General features: G+C 44.2%; 17 protein-coding genes. 3 read left to right on the forward strand and 14 right to left on the reverse strand.

What is annotated here, in order from left to right; all coding sequences use genetic code 11:
* Positions 1-142: 142 nt before the first annotated feature.
* From dapB to dnaK, 6 genes are all read right to left on the reverse strand, one after another.
* Entirely contained in the window at positions 143-955 is an 813-nt protein-coding gene (dapB, locus tag ACRRS1_RS16220; RefSeq protein ID WP_432467389.1) for a 4-hydroxy-tetrahydrodipicolinate reductase, read from the reverse strand.
* Between the two features lie 444 nt (positions 956-1,399).
* Positions 1,400-2,020 carry an FKBP-type peptidyl-prolyl cis-trans isomerase gene (locus ACRRS1_RS16225; protein WP_432452165.1) on the reverse strand — a complete coding sequence of 207 codons (621 nt, stop codon included), beginning with the start codon at positions 2,018-2,020 and terminating at the stop codon, positions 1,400-1,402.
* Between the two features lie 66 nt (positions 2,021-2,086).
* Positions 2,087-2,560 carry a GNAT family N-acetyltransferase gene (locus tag ACRRS1_RS16230; RefSeq protein WP_432467388.1) on the reverse strand — a complete coding sequence of 158 codons (474 nt, stop codon included), beginning with the start codon at positions 2,558-2,560 and terminating at the stop codon, positions 2,087-2,089.
* A gap of 4 nt (positions 2,561-2,564) precedes the next feature.
* On the reverse strand, positions 2,565-3,389 hold the full coding sequence (locus ACRRS1_RS16235; protein WP_432452163.1) for a M48 family metallopeptidase: 825 nt from the start codon (positions 3,387-3,389) through the stop codon (positions 2,565-2,567).
* Between the two features lie 327 nt (positions 3,390-3,716).
* Entirely contained in the window at positions 3,717-4,856 is a 1,140-nt protein-coding gene (dnaJ, locus tag ACRRS1_RS16240) for a molecular chaperone DnaJ (protein WP_432467386.1), read from the reverse strand.
* Positions 4,857-4,969: 113 nt separating this feature from the next.
* Positions 4,970-6,886, reverse strand: coding sequence for a molecular chaperone DnaK (gene dnaK / locus ACRRS1_RS16245; RefSeq protein WP_432467385.1), 1,917 nt, complete (start codon positions 6,884-6,886; stop codon positions 4,970-4,972).
* A 290-nt stretch (positions 6,887-7,176) separates the two neighbouring features.
* On the opposite strand from dnaK, the gene ACRRS1_RS16250 reads away from it, so the two are divergent.
* Positions 7,177-8,511: a dicarboxylate/amino acid:cation symporter gene (locus tag ACRRS1_RS16250; RefSeq protein ID WP_432452160.1), complete on the forward strand. Its 1,335-nt coding sequence runs from the start codon at positions 7,177-7,179 to the stop codon at positions 8,509-8,511.
* 54 nt (positions 8,512-8,565) lie between these two features.
* On the opposite strand, the gene can is transcribed toward ACRRS1_RS16250, so the two are convergent.
* From can to grpE, 3 genes are all read right to left on the reverse strand, one after another.
* The gene (gene can / locus ACRRS1_RS16255) at positions 8,566-9,174 is read right to left on the reverse strand and encodes a carbonate dehydratase (RefSeq protein ID WP_432467383.1); all 609 of its coding nucleotides are present in this window, start codon (positions 9,172-9,174) and stop codon (positions 8,566-8,568) included.
* Positions 9,175-9,257: 83 nt separating this feature from the next.
* Positions 9,258-9,515, reverse strand: a complete 258-nt coding sequence (locus ACRRS1_RS16260) for a DUF1289 domain-containing protein (protein WP_432467382.1) — start codon at positions 9,513-9,515, stop codon at positions 9,258-9,260.
* Between the two features lie 380 nt (positions 9,516-9,895).
* Entirely contained in the window at positions 9,896-10,525 is a 630-nt protein-coding gene (gene grpE / locus ACRRS1_RS16265) for a nucleotide exchange factor GrpE (RefSeq protein WP_432452157.1), read from the reverse strand.
* 153 nt (positions 10,526-10,678) lie between these two features.
* Between grpE and nadK the strand changes: the two genes are divergently transcribed.
* Both nadK and ACRRS1_RS16275 read left to right on the forward strand, forming a co-directional pair.
* Positions 10,679-11,560 carry an NAD(+) kinase gene (gene nadK, locus ACRRS1_RS16270; RefSeq protein WP_432452156.1) on the forward strand — a complete coding sequence of 294 codons (882 nt, stop codon included), beginning with the start codon at positions 10,679-10,681 and terminating at the stop codon, positions 11,558-11,560.
* Between the two features lie 34 nt (positions 11,561-11,594).
* Positions 11,595-12,299, forward strand: coding sequence for a flagellar brake domain-containing protein (locus ACRRS1_RS16275; protein WP_432452155.1), 705 nt, complete (start codon positions 11,595-11,597; stop codon positions 12,297-12,299).
* Positions 12,300-12,356: 57 nt separating this feature from the next.
* On the opposite strand, the gene ACRRS1_RS16280 is transcribed toward ACRRS1_RS16275, so the two are convergent.
* The 5 genes from ACRRS1_RS16280 to ACRRS1_RS16300 all read right to left on the reverse strand — a co-directional run bounded on the left by ACRRS1_RS16280 (position 12,357) and on the right by ACRRS1_RS16300 (position 17,821).
* Entirely contained in the window at positions 12,357-13,565 is a 1,209-nt protein-coding gene (locus ACRRS1_RS16280; RefSeq protein WP_432467381.1) for a multidrug effflux MFS transporter, read from the reverse strand.
* Between the two features lie 299 nt (positions 13,566-13,864).
* Positions 13,865-14,719: an ABC transporter permease gene (locus ACRRS1_RS16285; protein ID WP_432452153.1), complete on the reverse strand. Its 855-nt coding sequence runs from the start codon at positions 14,717-14,719 to the stop codon at positions 13,865-13,867.
* A gap of 11 nt (positions 14,720-14,730) precedes the next feature.
* On the reverse strand, positions 14,731-15,588 hold the full coding sequence (locus tag ACRRS1_RS16290) for an ABC transporter permease (RefSeq protein WP_432452152.1): 858 nt from the start codon (positions 15,586-15,588) through the stop codon (positions 14,731-14,733).
* Complete coding sequence (locus ACRRS1_RS16295; protein WP_432452151.1) at positions 15,578-16,693, reverse strand: ABC transporter ATP-binding protein; 1,116 nt, start codon at positions 16,691-16,693, stop codon at positions 15,578-15,580. The genes ACRRS1_RS16290 and ACRRS1_RS16295 overlap by 11 nt, the downstream gene beginning before the upstream one ends.
* Before the next feature lie 57 nt (positions 16,694-16,750).
* Positions 16,751-17,821, reverse strand: a complete 1,071-nt coding sequence (locus ACRRS1_RS16300; protein WP_432459872.1) for an extracellular solute-binding protein — start codon at positions 17,819-17,821, stop codon at positions 16,751-16,753.
* Between the last annotated feature and the right edge of the window lie 552 nt (positions 17,822-18,373).

Consider the following 18,373-nt stretch of genomic DNA (forward strand, 5'->3'; position numbering starts at 1 on the left):
AAGCACATAATTCTTGAAAACGGTTTCAAAACATTCTTTGATAACGCTTTCAAATATCATTTTAGTATATTATATCGATAGTTAAATTCAGCTCCAAAAAAAAACGCCGCAAAGCGGCGTTCTAAAATCCAATAAGAAAACCTTAATCGTTTAAATTTAATACATCACGCATATTAAACAATCCCGACGGTTTATCTTGTAACCACACTGCAGCCCTTACAGCGCCATTGGCGAAGGTCATTCGACTAGATGCTTTATGAGTTATTTCAACTCGCTCACCAATATCGGCAAACATCACGGTATGTTCTCCCACTAAATCTCCAGCACGAATGGTTGCAAAACCAATCGTCTCTCGATCACGCTCGCCAGTGATCCCTTCTCGACCGTAAACGGCTACTTTTTTCAGGTCTCTGCCCAAGGTGTCAGCAATCACCTCACCCATTCCTAAAGCCGTTCCCGAAGGCGCATCTACTTTATGTCGATGGTGACCTTCGATGATTTCAATGTCGGTGTAATCTCCCATCACTTGGGCTGCGATTTCCAACAACTTAAAGACTAAGTTCACACCAACACTCATATTCGGCGCAAACATAATGGCAATATCGTCGGCCGCTTCTTCTAGCTGTTGTTTTTGTTCATCGCTAAAACCAGTGGTGCCAATCACCATCTTTTTGTGGTTAGCCCGAGCCCATTCAACATGAGATAAGGTAACGGCTGGGGCGGTAAAATCAATAATCACATCGATGTCATCTTTCACTCGTTCCAAATTCTCGACAATCGCTATATTCAGCTTGCCAAAACCCGCTAAGTCACCCACATCAACCCCAATTAAACTGGAACCGGGTCGTTCTGTTGCGGCCCCCAAGATCGCAGCATCACTATGATTCACAGCCTCCAGTAAATTTTTCCCCATTCGTCCATTGCATCCAACAATCGCTACTCTCACTTGCGACATTTTAACTCTCCTTTTCGAATCAGACTCTGCGACCGCAATTTGGAGTCGACTATAGCAAAGCAGATAAGATAAAACGAGGCTTCGCAATGATTTGAAAACACCTCAGCTAAAGCCACGAAGAGTAATCTTCTCCCCCAAAATCAACAGTAACAGCAAATCTAATACCAATCTGATTCACTATATAATCAACTTATTGCGCAGAATAAATCTGCCGCTAACGAGGCAGTAAGTGCCGTAACTAACGGCCAAAATTACAAGATGCATAACGCAGTGAGCGATGATGTAGTCCAATAAGAATCAACTGATAATGAGTTAGATTGATATAAACAGTGGGTCAAGCAAATACCAAACATCGCAAGATGCCACGCAAGCCATTCCTATTGCGCCGGGATCGCTGGCACAAAAAAACCGGCCATAAAGCCGGTTTATCAACAAAAGGTGCGATTAACCAAGAATGGCTAATAACTCAACTTCAAATACCAAAGCTGCAAAAGGAGGGATGGCTGCGCCAGCACCTTGAGAGCCATAGGCAAGTTCTTGCGGGATATATAGCTTCCACTTATCACCCACTTTCATGCGCTGTAGGGCTTCAGTCCAACCTTTAATAACACCATTCACAGGAAACTCTGCAGGTTGGCCTCGTTTTACCGAGCTGTCGAACACTTCACCAGAAATTAAAGTACCTTCATAATGAACTTGTACTTTACTGCTTGCGCTCGGCGTTTCACCATCACCTTCAACCAAGACTTCATATTGAAGGCCAGTTTCGGTTTTATTGATTTCTGGGCGTTGGCCATTTTCCATTAAGAAATTTTCGCCTTCTGCCATTGCATCTTTATGTTGCTCGGCTTTCTTGGCTTCGATTTCTTTGGTGATTTCTTGGAATGCTGCGGCAATTAAAGCCTCTTCAACTTGCGGCTCCGCACCTTGCATGACGTCACGGATCCCATCTAGCATAGCGTTTACTTCTAAACCATCGAATGCGGCACGCCCAATTTGCTCACCAATTTGTAGGCCGTAGCCATAACTTGCTTGCGCAGCAGCGCCTTGATATTTATCGCTCATTTGCTCTCTTAAATCTACTTGCTAAAAACCACAAAGGTTAACATAAAGTTACTATAAAAACCGCGATTAGCGGACTAATTGCGCCTTTTTTTGAATAAAATGACTACCACAAAAATTAAATTCTCGTCGCTCATCACTAAATTCAAAACCGAGGTGTTGGTAAAACCCTTGCGCATGGTGGTTGTCTTCCATCACCCAACAATATAGTGCTTTAGAATTTACTTCATGGCAGGCATGCTCGAACAACAGCCTTCCCCACCCCTGACCAATCGCATCGGGGTCCAGATACAGTGCCGCAAGTTCGAGCTCCTGATCCACTTGCTCTAACATCAACAAACCTGAAACAAGCGGGGTATTCACTGTCCATGTACTACAATCTGTTGAGGCTATACGCTGCATCCACAACCGTTGATGTAATGAGACCGGTAAAGCCTGCAACATATTTTCTATCAACTGATGGTCATAAACGTGTTGCCAACTTCGCCGCTGCACCAAACAAATAGCGGCAGCATCGGCAGCCTGTGCTAACTGGATTTTCATTCGTTCAGCTAGGCTTAGCAGGCCGAACGCACTGCGGATTTTTCCCTTGCGCAAGAGCTTGCTTAGTCAATTGTTCCGCCCGCGGGAGCCGAGTTTCTAAATCACCAATTCGGGTCGTATTTGAGGGATGAGTAGAAAGAAATTCAGGAACCGAAGCTCCGCCAGCTTTCGCCATGTTCTGCCACAAAGTCACGCTAGCCTTTGGGTCAAAACCAGCGCTCGCCATTAAATCTAAACCCATCAAATCGGCTTCGCTCTCTTGAGTTCGGCCATAGGGCAACATCACCCCATATTGTACGCCTAAGCCAAGAGCCGCCATCGCCAAGCCTTTATTATCGATGCTGTCACTCACCCCAATAGCCACCGCAGCAACCGCTGTTCCAACACCAACAATTTGTCCGCGAGATAAGCGCTCATTACTATGTTCAGCTAAAACGTGAGAAATTTCATGGCCGATCACTGTCGCCAATTGATCCGGTGTTTCAGCAAGCTCAATTAAGCCCGTGTAAACACCAATGTGCCCTCCTGGTAAAGCGAAAGCGTTCACTTGTTCTGAATCGAAGACCACAACTTCCCATTGTTGTTGACCATAGTCACCTGGGATCTCTGCGGTCACGGCATTCGCCACGCAACTCACATAGGCATTGGTCGCCGGATCGTGAAAGATTTTCTCTTGTTTTTTGATCTCATCAAAAGATTGGGCTCCCAATGAACTCATTTCCGAGTCATCATAAAGTAATACCCGCTTTCGCCCTGTTGGCGAGGAAGAGCAGCTAAGTAAAACTAACAATGAGCTGGTTAACAGCCCCAATTTAAGCGATTTATTCATGAAATAATTCCATATTTGACAGTGCAGCAAGCCACCCAGATATCAATATCCTCAGTCTAGTCCACCATTTGAGCCAACGATAAGACCAAGCCACTAAAGCCATTGCTCTGGTCACGAACAAAAGGGGGGACTCTGCCATTAACCACAAGTCGTGTCCTCGACTCGCTATAATAAGTATTCTCTAGTCGCCGCCCTCGCCACACAAAGCACCCTTTGCCAAAATCATAACATAGACCAATATCGCCTGAGTATTCGATTTAAGAATTCCGAGCCCTAAAATGAAGACATAAAAAAAGCGGCTATCGCCGCTTATTCATCTATAACTCGTTAGCTAGTGAGGTCATCAAAGAACTTTTTTACCCCATCAAAAAAGCCTTCAGCCTTAGGCTTATGTTTACTGCTGGCAGAGCCTCCACAGCTATCTTCAAGATCTCGAAGCAATTGTTTTTGAGTCTCATTAAGCTTCACTGGCGTCTCAACTATCACCTTACAGATCAAGTCTCCAATTGGACCACCACGAACCGACTTCACACCTTTACCACGCATTCTGAACATCCGTCCGCTTTGCGTTTCGTTCGGCACTTTTAAGCTCACGCGACCGTCTAAAGTTGGAACCTCTATTTCTCCACCGAGAGCTGCTAGGGTAAAGCTAATAGGAACTTCACAATAGAGGTTATTTTGCTCACGTTGGAAAATAGGGTGTTCTTTCACATGAACTTGAACATACAAGTCACCCGCTGGGGCACCATTTTCGCCCGCTTCACCTTCACCGGATAAACGAACTCGGTCACCTGTATCAACGCCTGCAGGAATACTAACCGACAAAGTTTTAGAGCGCTCATAACGACCTTCGCCATGACACTTATGGCATGGGTCAGAAATAATCGAACCTTTACCTTTACAGGTTGGACAGGCTTGTTGCACCGCAAAAAAACCTTGGCGCATTTGCACCTGGCCCTGACCATGACAAGTACCACAGGTTTTTGGCTGAGAACCTTTCTTCGCACCACTCCCGTTACACTGTTCACAGTGAACTAAGGTTGGCACCTTAATCTCTTTCTTAATACCTTTAACGGCTTGTTCTAAACTTAACTCTAAGTTGTAACGTAAATCTGAGCCACGTTGCGGTTGACGACGTCCACCACCGGCCCGACCGCCACCAAAGATATCACCAAAGATATCACCAAATGCGTCGCCAAAATCACCTTGTCCGCCGCCAAAGCCACCTGCACCACGGTTTGGATCAACCCCTGCATGACCATAATGATCATAGGCCTCTTTTTTATTGGCATTGCTAAGCACTTCGTAGGCTTCTTTCACTTCTTTAAATTTTTCTTCAGAAGCTTTATCCCCCTTAGTGCGGTCAGGGTGGAATTTCATCGCCAAACGTTTGTAGGCTTTTTTAATGTCTCGTTCAGTGGCATCTTTGCCTAGACCAAGAACTTCGTAATAATCGCGTTTTGACATAGTTGGTGTTCTACTTTCTGGCTACCGCAAGTATTGGCTGTGATAGATGATAGAGATACGGGCGTTGCTCGCACAACGCCCGTTATTGTGTTCATTTGAATCAGACTTAAGAATTACTTCTTATCGTCTTTTACTTCTTCAAATTCGGCGTCCACAACATCATCTTGAGTCTCGGCAGTTGGTTCAGCATCTGCAGCACCCGCATTCGCTTGTGCTTGTTGCTGAGCAACTTCCATTAGTTTTTGAGAGGCTTCGATCAGCGCTTGAGTCTTCGCTTCGATTTCGGCTTTATCTTCACCTTTACGCGCGGTCTCTAACTCTTCGATAGCTGCTTCGATCTTCTCTTTATCATCAGCAGGAAGCGCTTCGCCCGCTTCTTCTACTTGTTTACGAGTACCGTGAACTAAAGCATCAGCTTGGTTACGAGCCTGTACTAACTCTTCGAATTTTTTATCTTCTTCAGCGTTAGCTTCTGCATCATTCACCATTTTACTGATTTCATCATCAGATAAGCCAGAAGAGGCTTGAATGGTGATTTTTTGCTCTTTGCCCGTATCTTTATCTTTCGCTGATACGTGTAAGATACCATCGGCATCCAAATCAAAAGTCACTTCAATTTGTGGTACACCACGTTGTGCAGGGCGAATACCTTCTAAGTTGAATTGGCCTAGAGATTTGTTATCTGCGGCGCGCTTACGCTCACCTTGAATCACGTGTACAGTTACTGCGCTTTGATTATCATCTGCAGTTGAGAATACCTGTGACCCTTTGGTTGGGATGGTGGTGTTTTTCTCAACAACACGCGTCATTACGCCACCCATGGTTTCAATCCCTAAAGATAGAGGCGTCACGTCAAGTAGCAATACGTCGGTTTTATCACCAGACAATACCGCACCTTGAATCGCTGCACCCATCGCTACCGCTTCATCAGGGTTAACGTCTTTACGAGGTTCTTGACCAAAGAACTCAGTAACCGCTTTTTGTACCATTGGCATGCGAGTTTGACCGCCAACCAAGATAACATCGTTAATATCGCCAACTGAAAGATCCGCATCTTTCAAAGCAATTCGTAGTGGCTCTAGTGAACGTTGTACTAATTCTTCAACCAAAGATTCTAACTTAGAGCGAGTCACTTTGATATTCAGGTGTTTAGGACCCGAAGCGTCAGCAGTGATGTATGGTAAGTTAACATCAGTTTGTTGTGCTGAAGACAATTCACATTTAGCTTTCTCTGCCGCTTCTTTTAAGCGTTGCATCGCTAGTGGGTCTTGCTTCAAGTCAAAACCTTGATCTTTCTTAAACTCATCAACTAAGTAGTTGATCAAACGGTTATCAAAATCTTCACCCCCAAGGTGAGTATCACCATTGGTCGCTAATACTTCGAAGGTTTTTTCGCCATCTACTTCATCAATTTCGATGATAGAGATATCGAAAGTACCACCACCTAAATCGTATACCGCAACAACATTGTCGCCTTTAGAGTTATTCACACCGTAAGCAAATGCCGCTGCCGTTGGTTCGTTAATAATACGTTTAACGTCTAGACCAGCGATTCGGCCAGCATCTTTAGTCGCTTGGCGCTGTGAATCGTTGAAGTATGCAGGAACCGTAATCACGGCTTCAGTAACTGCTTCACCAAGGTAATCTTCGGCAGTTTTTTTCATTTTTTTCAAAACTTCTGCAGAAATTTGTGGCGGCGCTTTTTTGTCACCTTTAGCCTCTACCCATGCATCACCATTGTCTGCTTCAGTAATTGCAAAAGGCATAATTTTGATATCACGTTGTACTTCTTCATCAGTAAAACGACGACCAATTAAGCGTTTAATCGCAAATAAAGTATTTTTAGGGTTAGTGACTGCCTGACGTTTCGCTGGCTGACCAACAAGAGTCTCGCCATCTTCGGTATAAGCAATGATCGACGGCGTAGTACGATCGCCTTCGGCATTTTCAATAACTTTAGGGGTATCGCCATCTAAAATTGCAACACAAGAGTTAGTGGTTCCCAAATCGATACCAATAATTCGACCCATGGTGGTGTTCTCCAAATTCTGTTTATTACTAATATTCTTTGTTGGATCATAAGTTGGGGGCGTCATTTTTCTTTTCAAGGGAAAAATCAAAAAAAATAAGCAAAATTTACTATCTCGTTATTTTCTTTCAGCGCACTTCCACTCACCAACAAACATCATTGGCAGTTAAATAAACCAATCAACCTATAGGATTAAGCAGCTAAAATGGATTTTCTTATAACCTGTGGTACTATGCGCCAAACTTAAAGCTATATACAGGCCAAAATCCTGCATAAAAATAGAGAAAAGAAATGATGAATACCTCTAAATTAAGTCTGACTCATAAGATATTAATTGGGATGATTACCGGCATCGCGCTTGGTGTGTTCTTGCAAACTTTTTTTGCTGAATCGACCTTTGTAAAAAGCTATATCGTGGATGGGATCCTCAACATTACGGGCTCTATATTTGTTGCCAGCTTAAAAATGTTAGTGGTTCCCTTGGTCTTTGTCTCGTTGGTGTGTGGTGTTGCCTCCATGAAAGACACCGCGCGTCTTGGACGATTAGGTGGCAAAACGGTGCTGCTTTATTTAGCCACTACCGCCATCGCCATTTCTTTAGCGATGGGCGTGGCTCTATTAGTACGCCCTGGTTCAGGTCTAGAAATGGTAAGCGATGCCGCTTTTCATGCCAAACAAGCGCCGAGCCTAAGCCAGGTGATCATCGACATGTTTCCGAATAATCCAATTGCCTCTATGGCAAAGGGCAACATGTTGCAAATCATTGTGTTTGCATTGTTATTTGGGGTCGCTATCGCGATTTCCGGCGAATCCGGTAAGCGTATTGCGAGCCATTTTGAAGATTTAAATGTCGTGATTATGAAATTAGTCACGATCCTGATGAACTTAGCGCCCTATGGCGTATTTGCCCTACTAGCCAAATTGTTCTTCGAGATAGGCTTTAGCGCAATTGCTAGCCTCATGAGTTACTTTATGGTGGTATTAGTTGTGCTGCTGCTTCACTCATTGGTGATCTATCCAGTACTCCTTAAAGTGCTAACCGGTTTAAATCCGTTTTTGTTTATCAAAAAAATGCGGGAAGCCATTGTATTTGCGTTTAGTACCGCATCTTCAAATGCGACTATTCCAGTCACCATGGAAACCGCAACCCATAAGTTGGGCGTACGTAACTCAACCGCTTCCTTCACCATTCCTTTAGGTGCAACGATTAACATGGATGGCACCTCTATTATGCAGGGCGTGGCAACCATCTTTATTGCAACAGTTTACAGTATCGATTTAAGTGCTGGTGATTTCATGCTGGTGATTGTGACCGCAACCTTAGCTTCGGTAGGTACTGCAGGAGTCCCCGGCGTCGGCCTGATTACTCTCGCCATGGTGTTACAGCAAGTAGGACTGCCGGTAGAAGGGATCGCCTTAATCATTGGCGTTGACCGCTTATTAGACATGGTTAGAACCGCAGTGAATATTACCGGAGATAGCATGGTGACCGTTGCAGTTGCTAAGTCTGAGGGGGACTTAAACTTAGAGACCTACAACAACCCTCTCGCGGGTTTATCAGAAGAAGAGGTGCGCCTGCCTCACGAATTAGCAAATGATATGCCGCGCGACATAGAAAAAGCCTAAAGCCGAACCAATAAAAAATGCGGTCCAATGACCGCATTTTTTATGCCGCAAAACTTAGCTTTGCTCCAAGCCACTTTGAGTGATATTTAAATTATTTAAAATGCCATTTTGAATCGAATAAATACAGCCGTGTACCGCCAAGAGTTGGCCCTTCTCCCAAGCATTTTGCACGATGGTGGTTTGGCAAACATTCTTTACTTGCTCAATCACGTTTAGTTCACATAGTCGATCGCCACGTTTGGTTTTATCTTCAATTGCATCCAATTCTGCTTGGTGAAAACGGTAAACATCTTTGATGTGACGTAACCAATTATCGATCATGCCTTTCTGTTCATCTTCCATCGAAGCCAATACGCCACCACAACCATAATGGCCGGTGACAATAATATGCTTCACCTTCAATACATCAACCGCATATTGAATCACCGAGAGACAGTTTAAATCGGTGTGCACAACCACGTTGGCAATATTACGATGAACAAAAACTTCCCCTGGCGGTAATCGCGCTAACTGATTGGCCGGAACCCGACTATCGCTGCAGCCAATCCATAAAAATTCAGGTGATTGTTGTTCGGATAGGTCAGTAAAAAAGGAGGGGTTCTGCTCTTTTATATCTTTTGCCCAACTACGATTATTGTTTATTAGCAGATCTAAACTATTCATTAACACCTCAATTACACTTACCTCGTTAATATTGGCCATTATATTGCCCGATGCAGCAGTTCACCGCTACTGTTTAAGTACAATTAAAAAGGAAACTCAGTTTGACTGGTGCCACTTTGTTGTTTTGCCTGCTCAGCAAGTAATTGACGTTGTTTTCGAATATAACGCTGCCGACGTTGCTTACTTAACCGCAAAATATTTTGTTGCTGGGAACTATCCAAAGTTTGCCAAGCAAATCGCTCTTGACGACTACGAAAGCACCCCAAACACAAACCACGACTATTGGTCTGGCAAATACCACGACAAGGATTGGGGATATCAAAAATCTCAAGCTGTTCCATCTAGCGAAGCCCTACGCCTACGACCAACAATACGAACAATTTCTATTTAGTTATTAACCATGGCATAGCTTACCCGATCAGGTCAAAAAAACATCGTAAATGCGGCTCAAGATAAGTCGTGGCAGCAGGTCATATCAATTTGATTAATGATATGCTCAACTTATTGCGCAGAATAAATCTATCGATAATCAGCCATAAAGTGCAGTAAGCAGTGGCTACAATTACAAGATGCATCATGCTGTTAGCGCTGATTTAGGCCAGCAAGAATCAACGGATAATGAGTCAGATTGGTACAAAATCAAGATAACTTTCTGACCAAATAAGGCCCACAAAAAAGGGACCATACTCGGTCCCTTTCATCAATCATCAACAAATCCAGCTTAGGCGTTGGTATCGACCGATGCAGCTTTGGAGATCATCACCATCGCGGGACGTAACAAGCGACCATTTAGCTCATAGCCTTTTTGCAATACCGCAACCACAGTATTAGGTGCGACACCTTCAACCTCTTGCATGCCCATTGCCTGATGTTTCGCAGGATCAAAGGTATGATCCTGTGGAGAAATCACTTCGATTCCGAATTTCTTCACTGCATCCAATAAAGCTTTCAGGGTTAATTCAACCCCCTCAATCATTGCAGCAAGCGCATCATCCTCATGATTGGCATGTTGCAAGGCCATCTCCATATTATCGATAACTGGCAGTAATTCATTGGCAAACTTTTCCAAAGCAAATTTACGCGCCTTATCAACTTCCTGAGCGGAACGACGACGAATATTATCCACTTCGGCTTTGGCTCGCACAACGCTGTCTTTTTGATCGGCAACGGTCTGCTCTGCTGTCGCTAAACGCTCCAATAACTCTGCAATACTAATTTCTTCAGCCGCCGACTCATTTTCTTCTGCGCTTTCTGGCTCGACAAGTTCTGCCTCAACGGCATCAACGACTTGTTCGTTGTCATTTTCTAGCGGCACGTCTTCAGTCTGTGGTTTGTTTTGCTCACTGCTCATGCAGGGTCTCCGTAATTCTTCACAAATAACACTAATCTGATGCATATTATGGGGATCAAAGCCGTTGTTTCAAGTGATAGTCACGATAAAACTAGCTGAGTTTGATTTACCCGCGTTATAATCGTCAGTAACACAACGTTAAATCAACAAGTTATGACTCAATCTTTCAACACTATTGGTTTGATCGGAAAACCTCACCACGAGGGAGCCAATAACACCCTAACTGCACTCTATCAGTGGTTAAAAAAGCAATCTTTTACAGTACTGGTAGAAGAAATTACCGGTGCCCAACTGGCAATTAGTGACTTACCTTTAGTCAGTATTACCAATTTGGGAGAACAGGCCGACCTAGCCATCGTGGTAGGCGGCGACGGCAATATGTTAGGCGCAGCTCGAGTATTGGCCGACTACGACATTGCGGTGATTGGCGTGAATCGTGGCAACCTTGGTTTTCTAACCGATTTAGATCCAGATAACTTCGAACAACCCTTACAACAGGTACTGAATGGTCAATTTGTTACCGAGAAACGTTTCCTATTAGAAGCACAAGTGCTTAGACATAACACGGTAAAAAGCAGTAATAGCGCGGTCAATGAAGTGGTATTACACCTCGACAAAGTTGCCACCATGCTTGAGTTTGAAGTTTACATCGACCAACACTTTATCTTAAGTCAACGTGCTGACGGAATTATTGTTACCACTCCCACTGGATCAACCGCCTATTCACTCTCCGCTGGCGGACCAATTTTAACCCCAAATTTAGATGCCATTGCTTTAGTTCCGATGTTTCCTCACACCTTAAGTTCACGCCCCATCGTGGTGAACAGTGAAAGTGAAGTAAAATTAAAATTGTCACATGACAACAGTGAACACATGCATATCAGCTGTGACAGCCATATCTCTTTGCCAGTGTTGCCAGGCGATGAAGTCATTATTCGCAAACAAGCTAATCCGCTGCGCTTAGTTCACCCAACCAACTACGACTATTTTAAGATTTTGCAAACTAAATTGGGCTGGGGAAGCCGACTTTTCTAATAACAACAGCAGCAGCTACAAAGGATTTGAGAATTTGACAAATACCGCCACGCCAATTGTTAAGAATCGCCAACAAGTGGTTGAGATCATGCGCCACCTCAAGTTTAGCGACATTTTAGACGTACAGTTTGTCAAACAAGGGAATGTGCGTATCAAGTGTAAATTGCTTGGTCTCGATGATACTAACTTTCTAATGTTTGCCATTCCTCGCTATGCGCAACAGGGTCACAATGATGTACTCGTCGAAGGCATGGACTGCATTGTACGCTCCATTATAGAAGGAGAAGCGGGCCAATGTATTGCCTTTCGCAGTGTAATTACCGACATCATCAAATCCCCCAAGCACCTAATTTTTGTAAAATACCCCAACGAAATAGAACATTTCAGCCTACGTAAGCAACAGCGGGTAGCGATTCGCCTCCCAGCCACAATTAGCCACCGCTCCTCGGTGAGCGACCAACAAGTAGAACATGATTTAAATTTTGAAGGGATTATTTTGGATCTGTCCGCTGGAGGCTGCCGCTTCAAACTGGAATGGCCAGAAAGTTACGGTCCATTTTTATTAGAAAACATCTTTGTTTATATCCGCTTCCCCACTCAAATGGACAATAATGTGGTGATCGAAGGGAGCGTAAAAAGCCAAAGCCGAGATGGTTTAAATCATCTCGCCGTTGGCATCAAGTTCGAAGGGAAAGTCGCGCTAGATAACATTTTCAAGCATCTAGCGCTCGACATATAAAGGCAAAGCAAGGCTTTATCCTTAAGTGCTAATGGTAATAAAACTATCGCAATAAAACTAAGCGACTTCGGCCTTCTGCGGATGATCAAACAACCGAATTACAATTAAGCTAACCAAGGCCACCAATAAAAAACCAAGTACAATCGGGTAACAGGTAAAATTAAAGCTAAAACCGATTAAACTGCCGATTGGGATCCCCACCAGAGTTGATATAAAAGCAACAAAAGCTGAGCCCATCCCCGCGATAGCCCCTAAAGGCTCCATCGCCAAAGAATTCAAATTACCAAATAAAATACCAATACAAAAGAATGCCGGCATCATATAAACCATCAATAAAAAGAGCGACGGGACGCCATTGGTACTGATGAGTACGCCAACAAACAAAACACTTAAACTCAGTAGGCACCACAACGCAATGTGGATCATTTTACGCATCCCAATACGGATCACCCAACGACCATTCACCAGCGATGCGACCCCAATCGAGCCAGCGGCCAACGCAAACAGTAAAGCAAAATTACTACCCTGATGGTAGAGTTGAATAAATAGCAGTGGCGCACTGTTCAAGTACCCCATAAATGCCCCAAATATCAAGCCAGAGACAAAGGTATAGGCCAAAGCAGCTCGCTCATTCATCAGTACTTTTAAACTATCCACAAAACTATTAAGCGTCAGCGGTCGACGCTTTTCTGGCACTAAAGTTTCTTCTTGAAAAAAGCCGAACCATAGAGCCGTCACAACCGCCATCAGTAGCAAGACGCCAAAAATCCAACGCCAATGAGCAATGCTCATCACTAACTGACCAAGTGCCGGCGCAATAATAGGAACCACAATAAATACCGAAAATATCACCGACATCACGCGCGCCATCGCCGCGCCTTTAAGCTGATCCCTCACCAAAGCCATGGTGATCACCCTTGGTGCCGCAGCCCCCATGCCTTGTAGCACCCGTCCAGCGATGAACCAAACAAATGAATCGGCCACAATGCACAAAATACTCCCCAAGATAAACAAACCAAAGCCTAAATAAATAGGGCGCTTACGGCCCACCGCATCCGACCAAGGGCCATAAATTAATTGGCCAATAGACAAGCCAACAAATAACCCGGTAATGGTCCACTGCACTTGAGTTGCAGGGCTGAGATTGAAGTCTTCGGCAATTGTCACTAAGGCTGGCAACATGGCATCGACAGCCAAGGCAACCAACGACATCATTAATGCCAACAGAACAATAAACCCTTTTGAGTGTGCCGGAGTCGTGCCCACAATAGCCCCTTTAAAAATGTGATCCAACTCAACTTATAACATGAGCTGAACAACAATTGCGATAAGCAATAACAATAATCCGCTTAGTTGCGCGAAAAATAAGCCAATCAAGCGACTCTTAGCTGTGCATGAAAAGCTCAGCCTGAACGCTGACAATTAAGCCAACAGCTAACGAGTAAACTCAACAGCAAAGCCTCAAGCAAAAGCAAAGCCTCGGCAGAGCAATCATCAAAATAAACCCGTTAAAACCCAAGGCGAGAAATAGTCCAGACTCTGTGTATTATAGTTCAGCCTGAGTACTAATCTTCAGACTTGCCATGACTCAATAACATCGAGAGCAAAGCCACTACCGCTGAGCTAAGCATCAGTAACAACGACACTGCATTCAGTACCGGTGTTGAGCCTTCTCTTAAACGGTCGTACATCGCAATGGTCAGTGGCGCATCCGATCCCACTAACATCAAAGTGGTATTAAAGTTTTCAAATGACATCAAAAAACTAACCACTGCGGCACCCACTAATGCTGGGCTTAAAAAAGGCAGTACCACAGTAAAAAAAGCAACCCAACGACTGGCGCCCAAATTGAGTGCAGCTTCCTCAAAACTAAAATCAAACTTACGTAAACGCGCCAAAATAATCAGCGTTGAAATCGTCGTAATAAAAGCCACCTGGCCAATAACCACTAAACTAAATCCCGGTCGCAACCACTCCCATTCCCATAAAAAATACTCTTCCAAACCATTGGCCAGCCGGCTACTGGCCACCAATATTGCAACCCCCAAAATGACTCCAGGGATGACCAAGGGCAATAACAAACCAATATATAACCAGTTTTTACCCGGAAAATCGAAACGTACAAATAGCCAAGCATTGGCCGTAGATAGCAATAACGAAAAAACCGTAACCAAACAGGCGATCATGGCGCTTACGCCAATACTAGACAGCAAAGGCTGATCGTAAAATATCCCCAGTTTGGGTTGCTGCTGACCGATAAACCAATCGAGGGTGAATCCCTGCCAAGGCAAAGACGCATACAAGCTATCGTTAAAAGCAAATAAACCAACAATGCTCAAAGGCAAAGCCAAAAAAACCAAAAATCCAACCATATAGAAACGGTAAACCGTGTTGGCTGGCCCGCGTAACTGATGCAACATACTAAAGTCCTTTAACGCCCCAGCGTCTTACTGAATGATTGGCCACTCAGTTTCAGCCCCAAGGCGACCACCGCAGAAGAAACCACCAATAACACCACCCCAAAAGCAGCCCCTAACTCCCAGTTAAAACGAGTAATAAACTGGGTGAAAATTTGCTCGGTAAACCATAGGCTATCTTTTCCGCCCAATAAGCGCGGCGTTAAGTAATTCCCTAAACACAGCATAAACACCATAATGCATCCAGAGACGATGCCAGGCATGGCATAAGGGATCACAATCGATTGAGTCACGTTCCAGCCGTTCCCACCTAAATCATAACCGGCTTCAATCAAGCTTTGATCTAAGCCTTCCAGCGTACTCACCAAAGGCACCACCATAAACAGCATGGAGGTATAAACCAAACCAATCAACATGCTCACATCATTGTATAAAAACTCGATTGGCTGCTCGGTTAAACCCAGAGCCATTAAGCCTTGGCTAATCACTCCAGATTCGCGCAACAGGATCATCCAGCCATAAGTTCGCACTAACTCACTCACCCAAAATGGCAATAAACAACTCAGCAATAACAAGCGCTTGCTACGTCCCTTAGCCACTTTTGCGATAAAAAATGCAACTGGAAAACTAATCACTAAGGTAATAAAGGTGGCCAATAACGACATCCACACGGTGCGTAACAAGGTGTGCCAATACAAGGGTTCAGAAAAGAACTGCTGATACTGATAAAGGCCAACACTGTCACCCACACTATAATCACGCTTGATTAAAGATAGCTCTAACATTTGCAAATGTGGCAATACAATCAACAGCACAAACCACAGCAGAAAAGGCAAGATTAATAAATAAAAGCCCAGAGTTTTAGCTTTCACCGTTCACCTCTTTCGTGATACAGCGCGCTTGAGATGCATTCCAATAAATACGTAATGGGCTACCGACCACAATATTTTGCAAAGCAAAGTCAGCGCCAGGAGAAACCCGATAAAGCTCATCATGATGCTGGTCTCTCACCATTAAGGTCGAGCTGGCGCCATCAAACAGACACTCCTCAACCTTCACATCAAACTGATTATCCGCTTTCACATCTTCACCCACCTTGGCGATACCAATCGCCTCTGGCCGAACAAATACATTTACGGTGGTTTGCGGACGCTGCTGCACATCGGTTTCAACGATCAAGTGTCGCCCTCGGGCGGTCTTCAATAGCGCCACCGCTTGCCGTTGCTCGACCACCACCGCCGATAGTTGATTGGTTTGTCCAACAAACTTAGCCACAAAGGCTGACTGCGGTTGATAATAAAGTTGCTGCGGACTTGCCACCTGCTCGAAGCGGCCACGGTTCATCACCGCTACTTTATCCGACATCACCAAGGCTTCAGACTGATCATGCGTAATGTAAATAAAGGTGGTACCAAACTCACGTTGTAAGTGTTTAAGCTCAACCTTCATCTTCTCTCTAAGTTTTAGATCTAAAGCACCTAGCGGCTCATCAAGTAATAATAAACGCGGCTCTAAGACCAGACTACGGGCGATCGCAATCCGTTGTTTTTGGCCACCCGACAACTGGGCAATTTGCTTCTGTTGGCTACCGTCTAAACCCACTCGGCTGAGTACATCTTTAATTTTTTCGCTTCGCTCAGCCGCTTTCACACCACGACGCTTTAAACCATAAGCGATATTCTCAGCCACATTCATGTTGGGAAATAAGGCCAAGTGCTGAAACACCATATTCACCGGACGCTTATTGGGCGCCAGCTCATTGACTCGCTTTTGATGGATACGGATCTCGCCCTCACTGGGGAATTCAAAACCAGCGAGCATCCTTAGCAAGGTGGTTTTACCACAGCCCGAAGGCCCTAAAATAGAAAAGAAAGACCCAGCTTCAACATTAAAATTTAAACCGTCTACTGCGGTAAAATCAGAAAAGTGTTTAGAGAGGTGTTCACATTCAAGATCAAATTTAGCGTTTCCCGCCATAGTACAAGTACATCCAAAGGTAAAAAAAGAAGGGCCTTACGGCCCATTGATAAGTGCTTATTGTGCCGCTTGCACGCGATCCAGCACCTTGCCTTCCATGGCTTCTAAGCCAGCAGGTACTGCGGGATACCATTTAATATTATCAATATCATCGCTACTAAAACTGGCATTAAACTGTGCTTTAGCCACTTCGTTCACATAGGCATCGGAGCCTTTCGAGGCGGTGAAGTTACCCGCAGACTCGGTAATTTTTGCTGCGATTTCTGGACGCATCACAAAATTGATCCATTGATAAGCGGCATCGACGGCTTTTGACTTGCGTGGAATCGCAAAAGTATCAATCCAACCTAGCGCACCAGACTTTGGTGCAACAAACTGAATATTGGCTTGATCTCGGTTTAACTTCCAACCGCCTGCATCCCAAGCCATCGCGGCAACCACTTCGTTGGCACGCATCAGGTTCATCAACTCATCACCACCAGACCAGTAAGTTTTCACGATGGGCTTACATTCCACAAGCTTCGCTTCAACCTTATCCAAGATCTGTTGGTATTTGGCAGGATCGGCGTAAGCCGCAAAAGGATCTTCGCCAAGAGCAAAAGCAAAAGCAATTAAAGTAGGACGTTTCAAACGATAAGAAATTTTGCCCTGATACTTGCTTTGACATAAATCGGTATAGTCAGCTACATCTTTGGCCATATTACCGTTCACCACCAAACCGCTGGTTCCCCAAACATGCGGAACACCAAATACTTTATCGCCCACGGCAGTATTTTTCTTGGTCGCATCGAGCATTGAACTAATAATTTGTTTCTGGTCAATTCGGGCTAAATCGATGGGCTGATAAATACCAAACTGTAGTTGCACACCAGTGATACGGTCTTGACTAGGTTGCGCCAAATCGAAACCAGAGCCGCCTGTTGCGCGTAACTTAGAAATCATATCTTCGTTGTTTGATTTGGTGACTTTTACTTCAATACCAGTTTCTTTTTGAAACAAATCGATCACCTCTTGAGGCGCATAACCGCCCCAAGTTAGTAAACGAAGTGTTTCGGCACTGGCTTGCACACTTGCCATGGCTCCCATACCAAGTAACAAGCTGCTTATTGCAAAACGTTTATTCAACATAATATCTTCCATGTATTTCTAAGGTTAATTGGGCTGCCGACTAATACAGCAGCGATACAACAACTATTTGATAAACATGCACTACTTTTATGACACAAATGTGAAGCTGCAAGCAACTAAAAAATGAATAAAAATCAAGCTAAAGCCAGCCTGGCCGCCTTAAAACAAGCGCTTACCTGACAAAACAACGGCCAAAAAAACCACCCATTGTGACAAAAATATGAATTCTAGATAACAGAATAACCAATGACCAGAAGTTAACGAGCAGTGAATTGTGCTACTTATATCGGCAATAGGCAGCTAACAATGCTACCTGCATACAATACCTCCAGTAACCACCAAATCATCGGCCATTTGCTACTTTATATAATTAAATCAATTAAATGAGTGACCGAGTTCCAGAGTAATCCTCTCTCTTATGGGCGGCGACATAAGCGTATAAAAATATCCCTTGCCCCATCCTTAGCACCAGTAAACCAGCTTTTTACGATTTGCACTTGCATGCACAAAAATACCGCTATATATTTATACAGCAACTGTATGGATAAACAG

It is taken from the genome of Agarivorans sp. Z349TD_8 (assembly GCF_050870825.2).
GTDB lineage: Bacteria > Pseudomonadota > Gammaproteobacteria > Enterobacterales > Celerinatantimonadaceae > Agarivorans.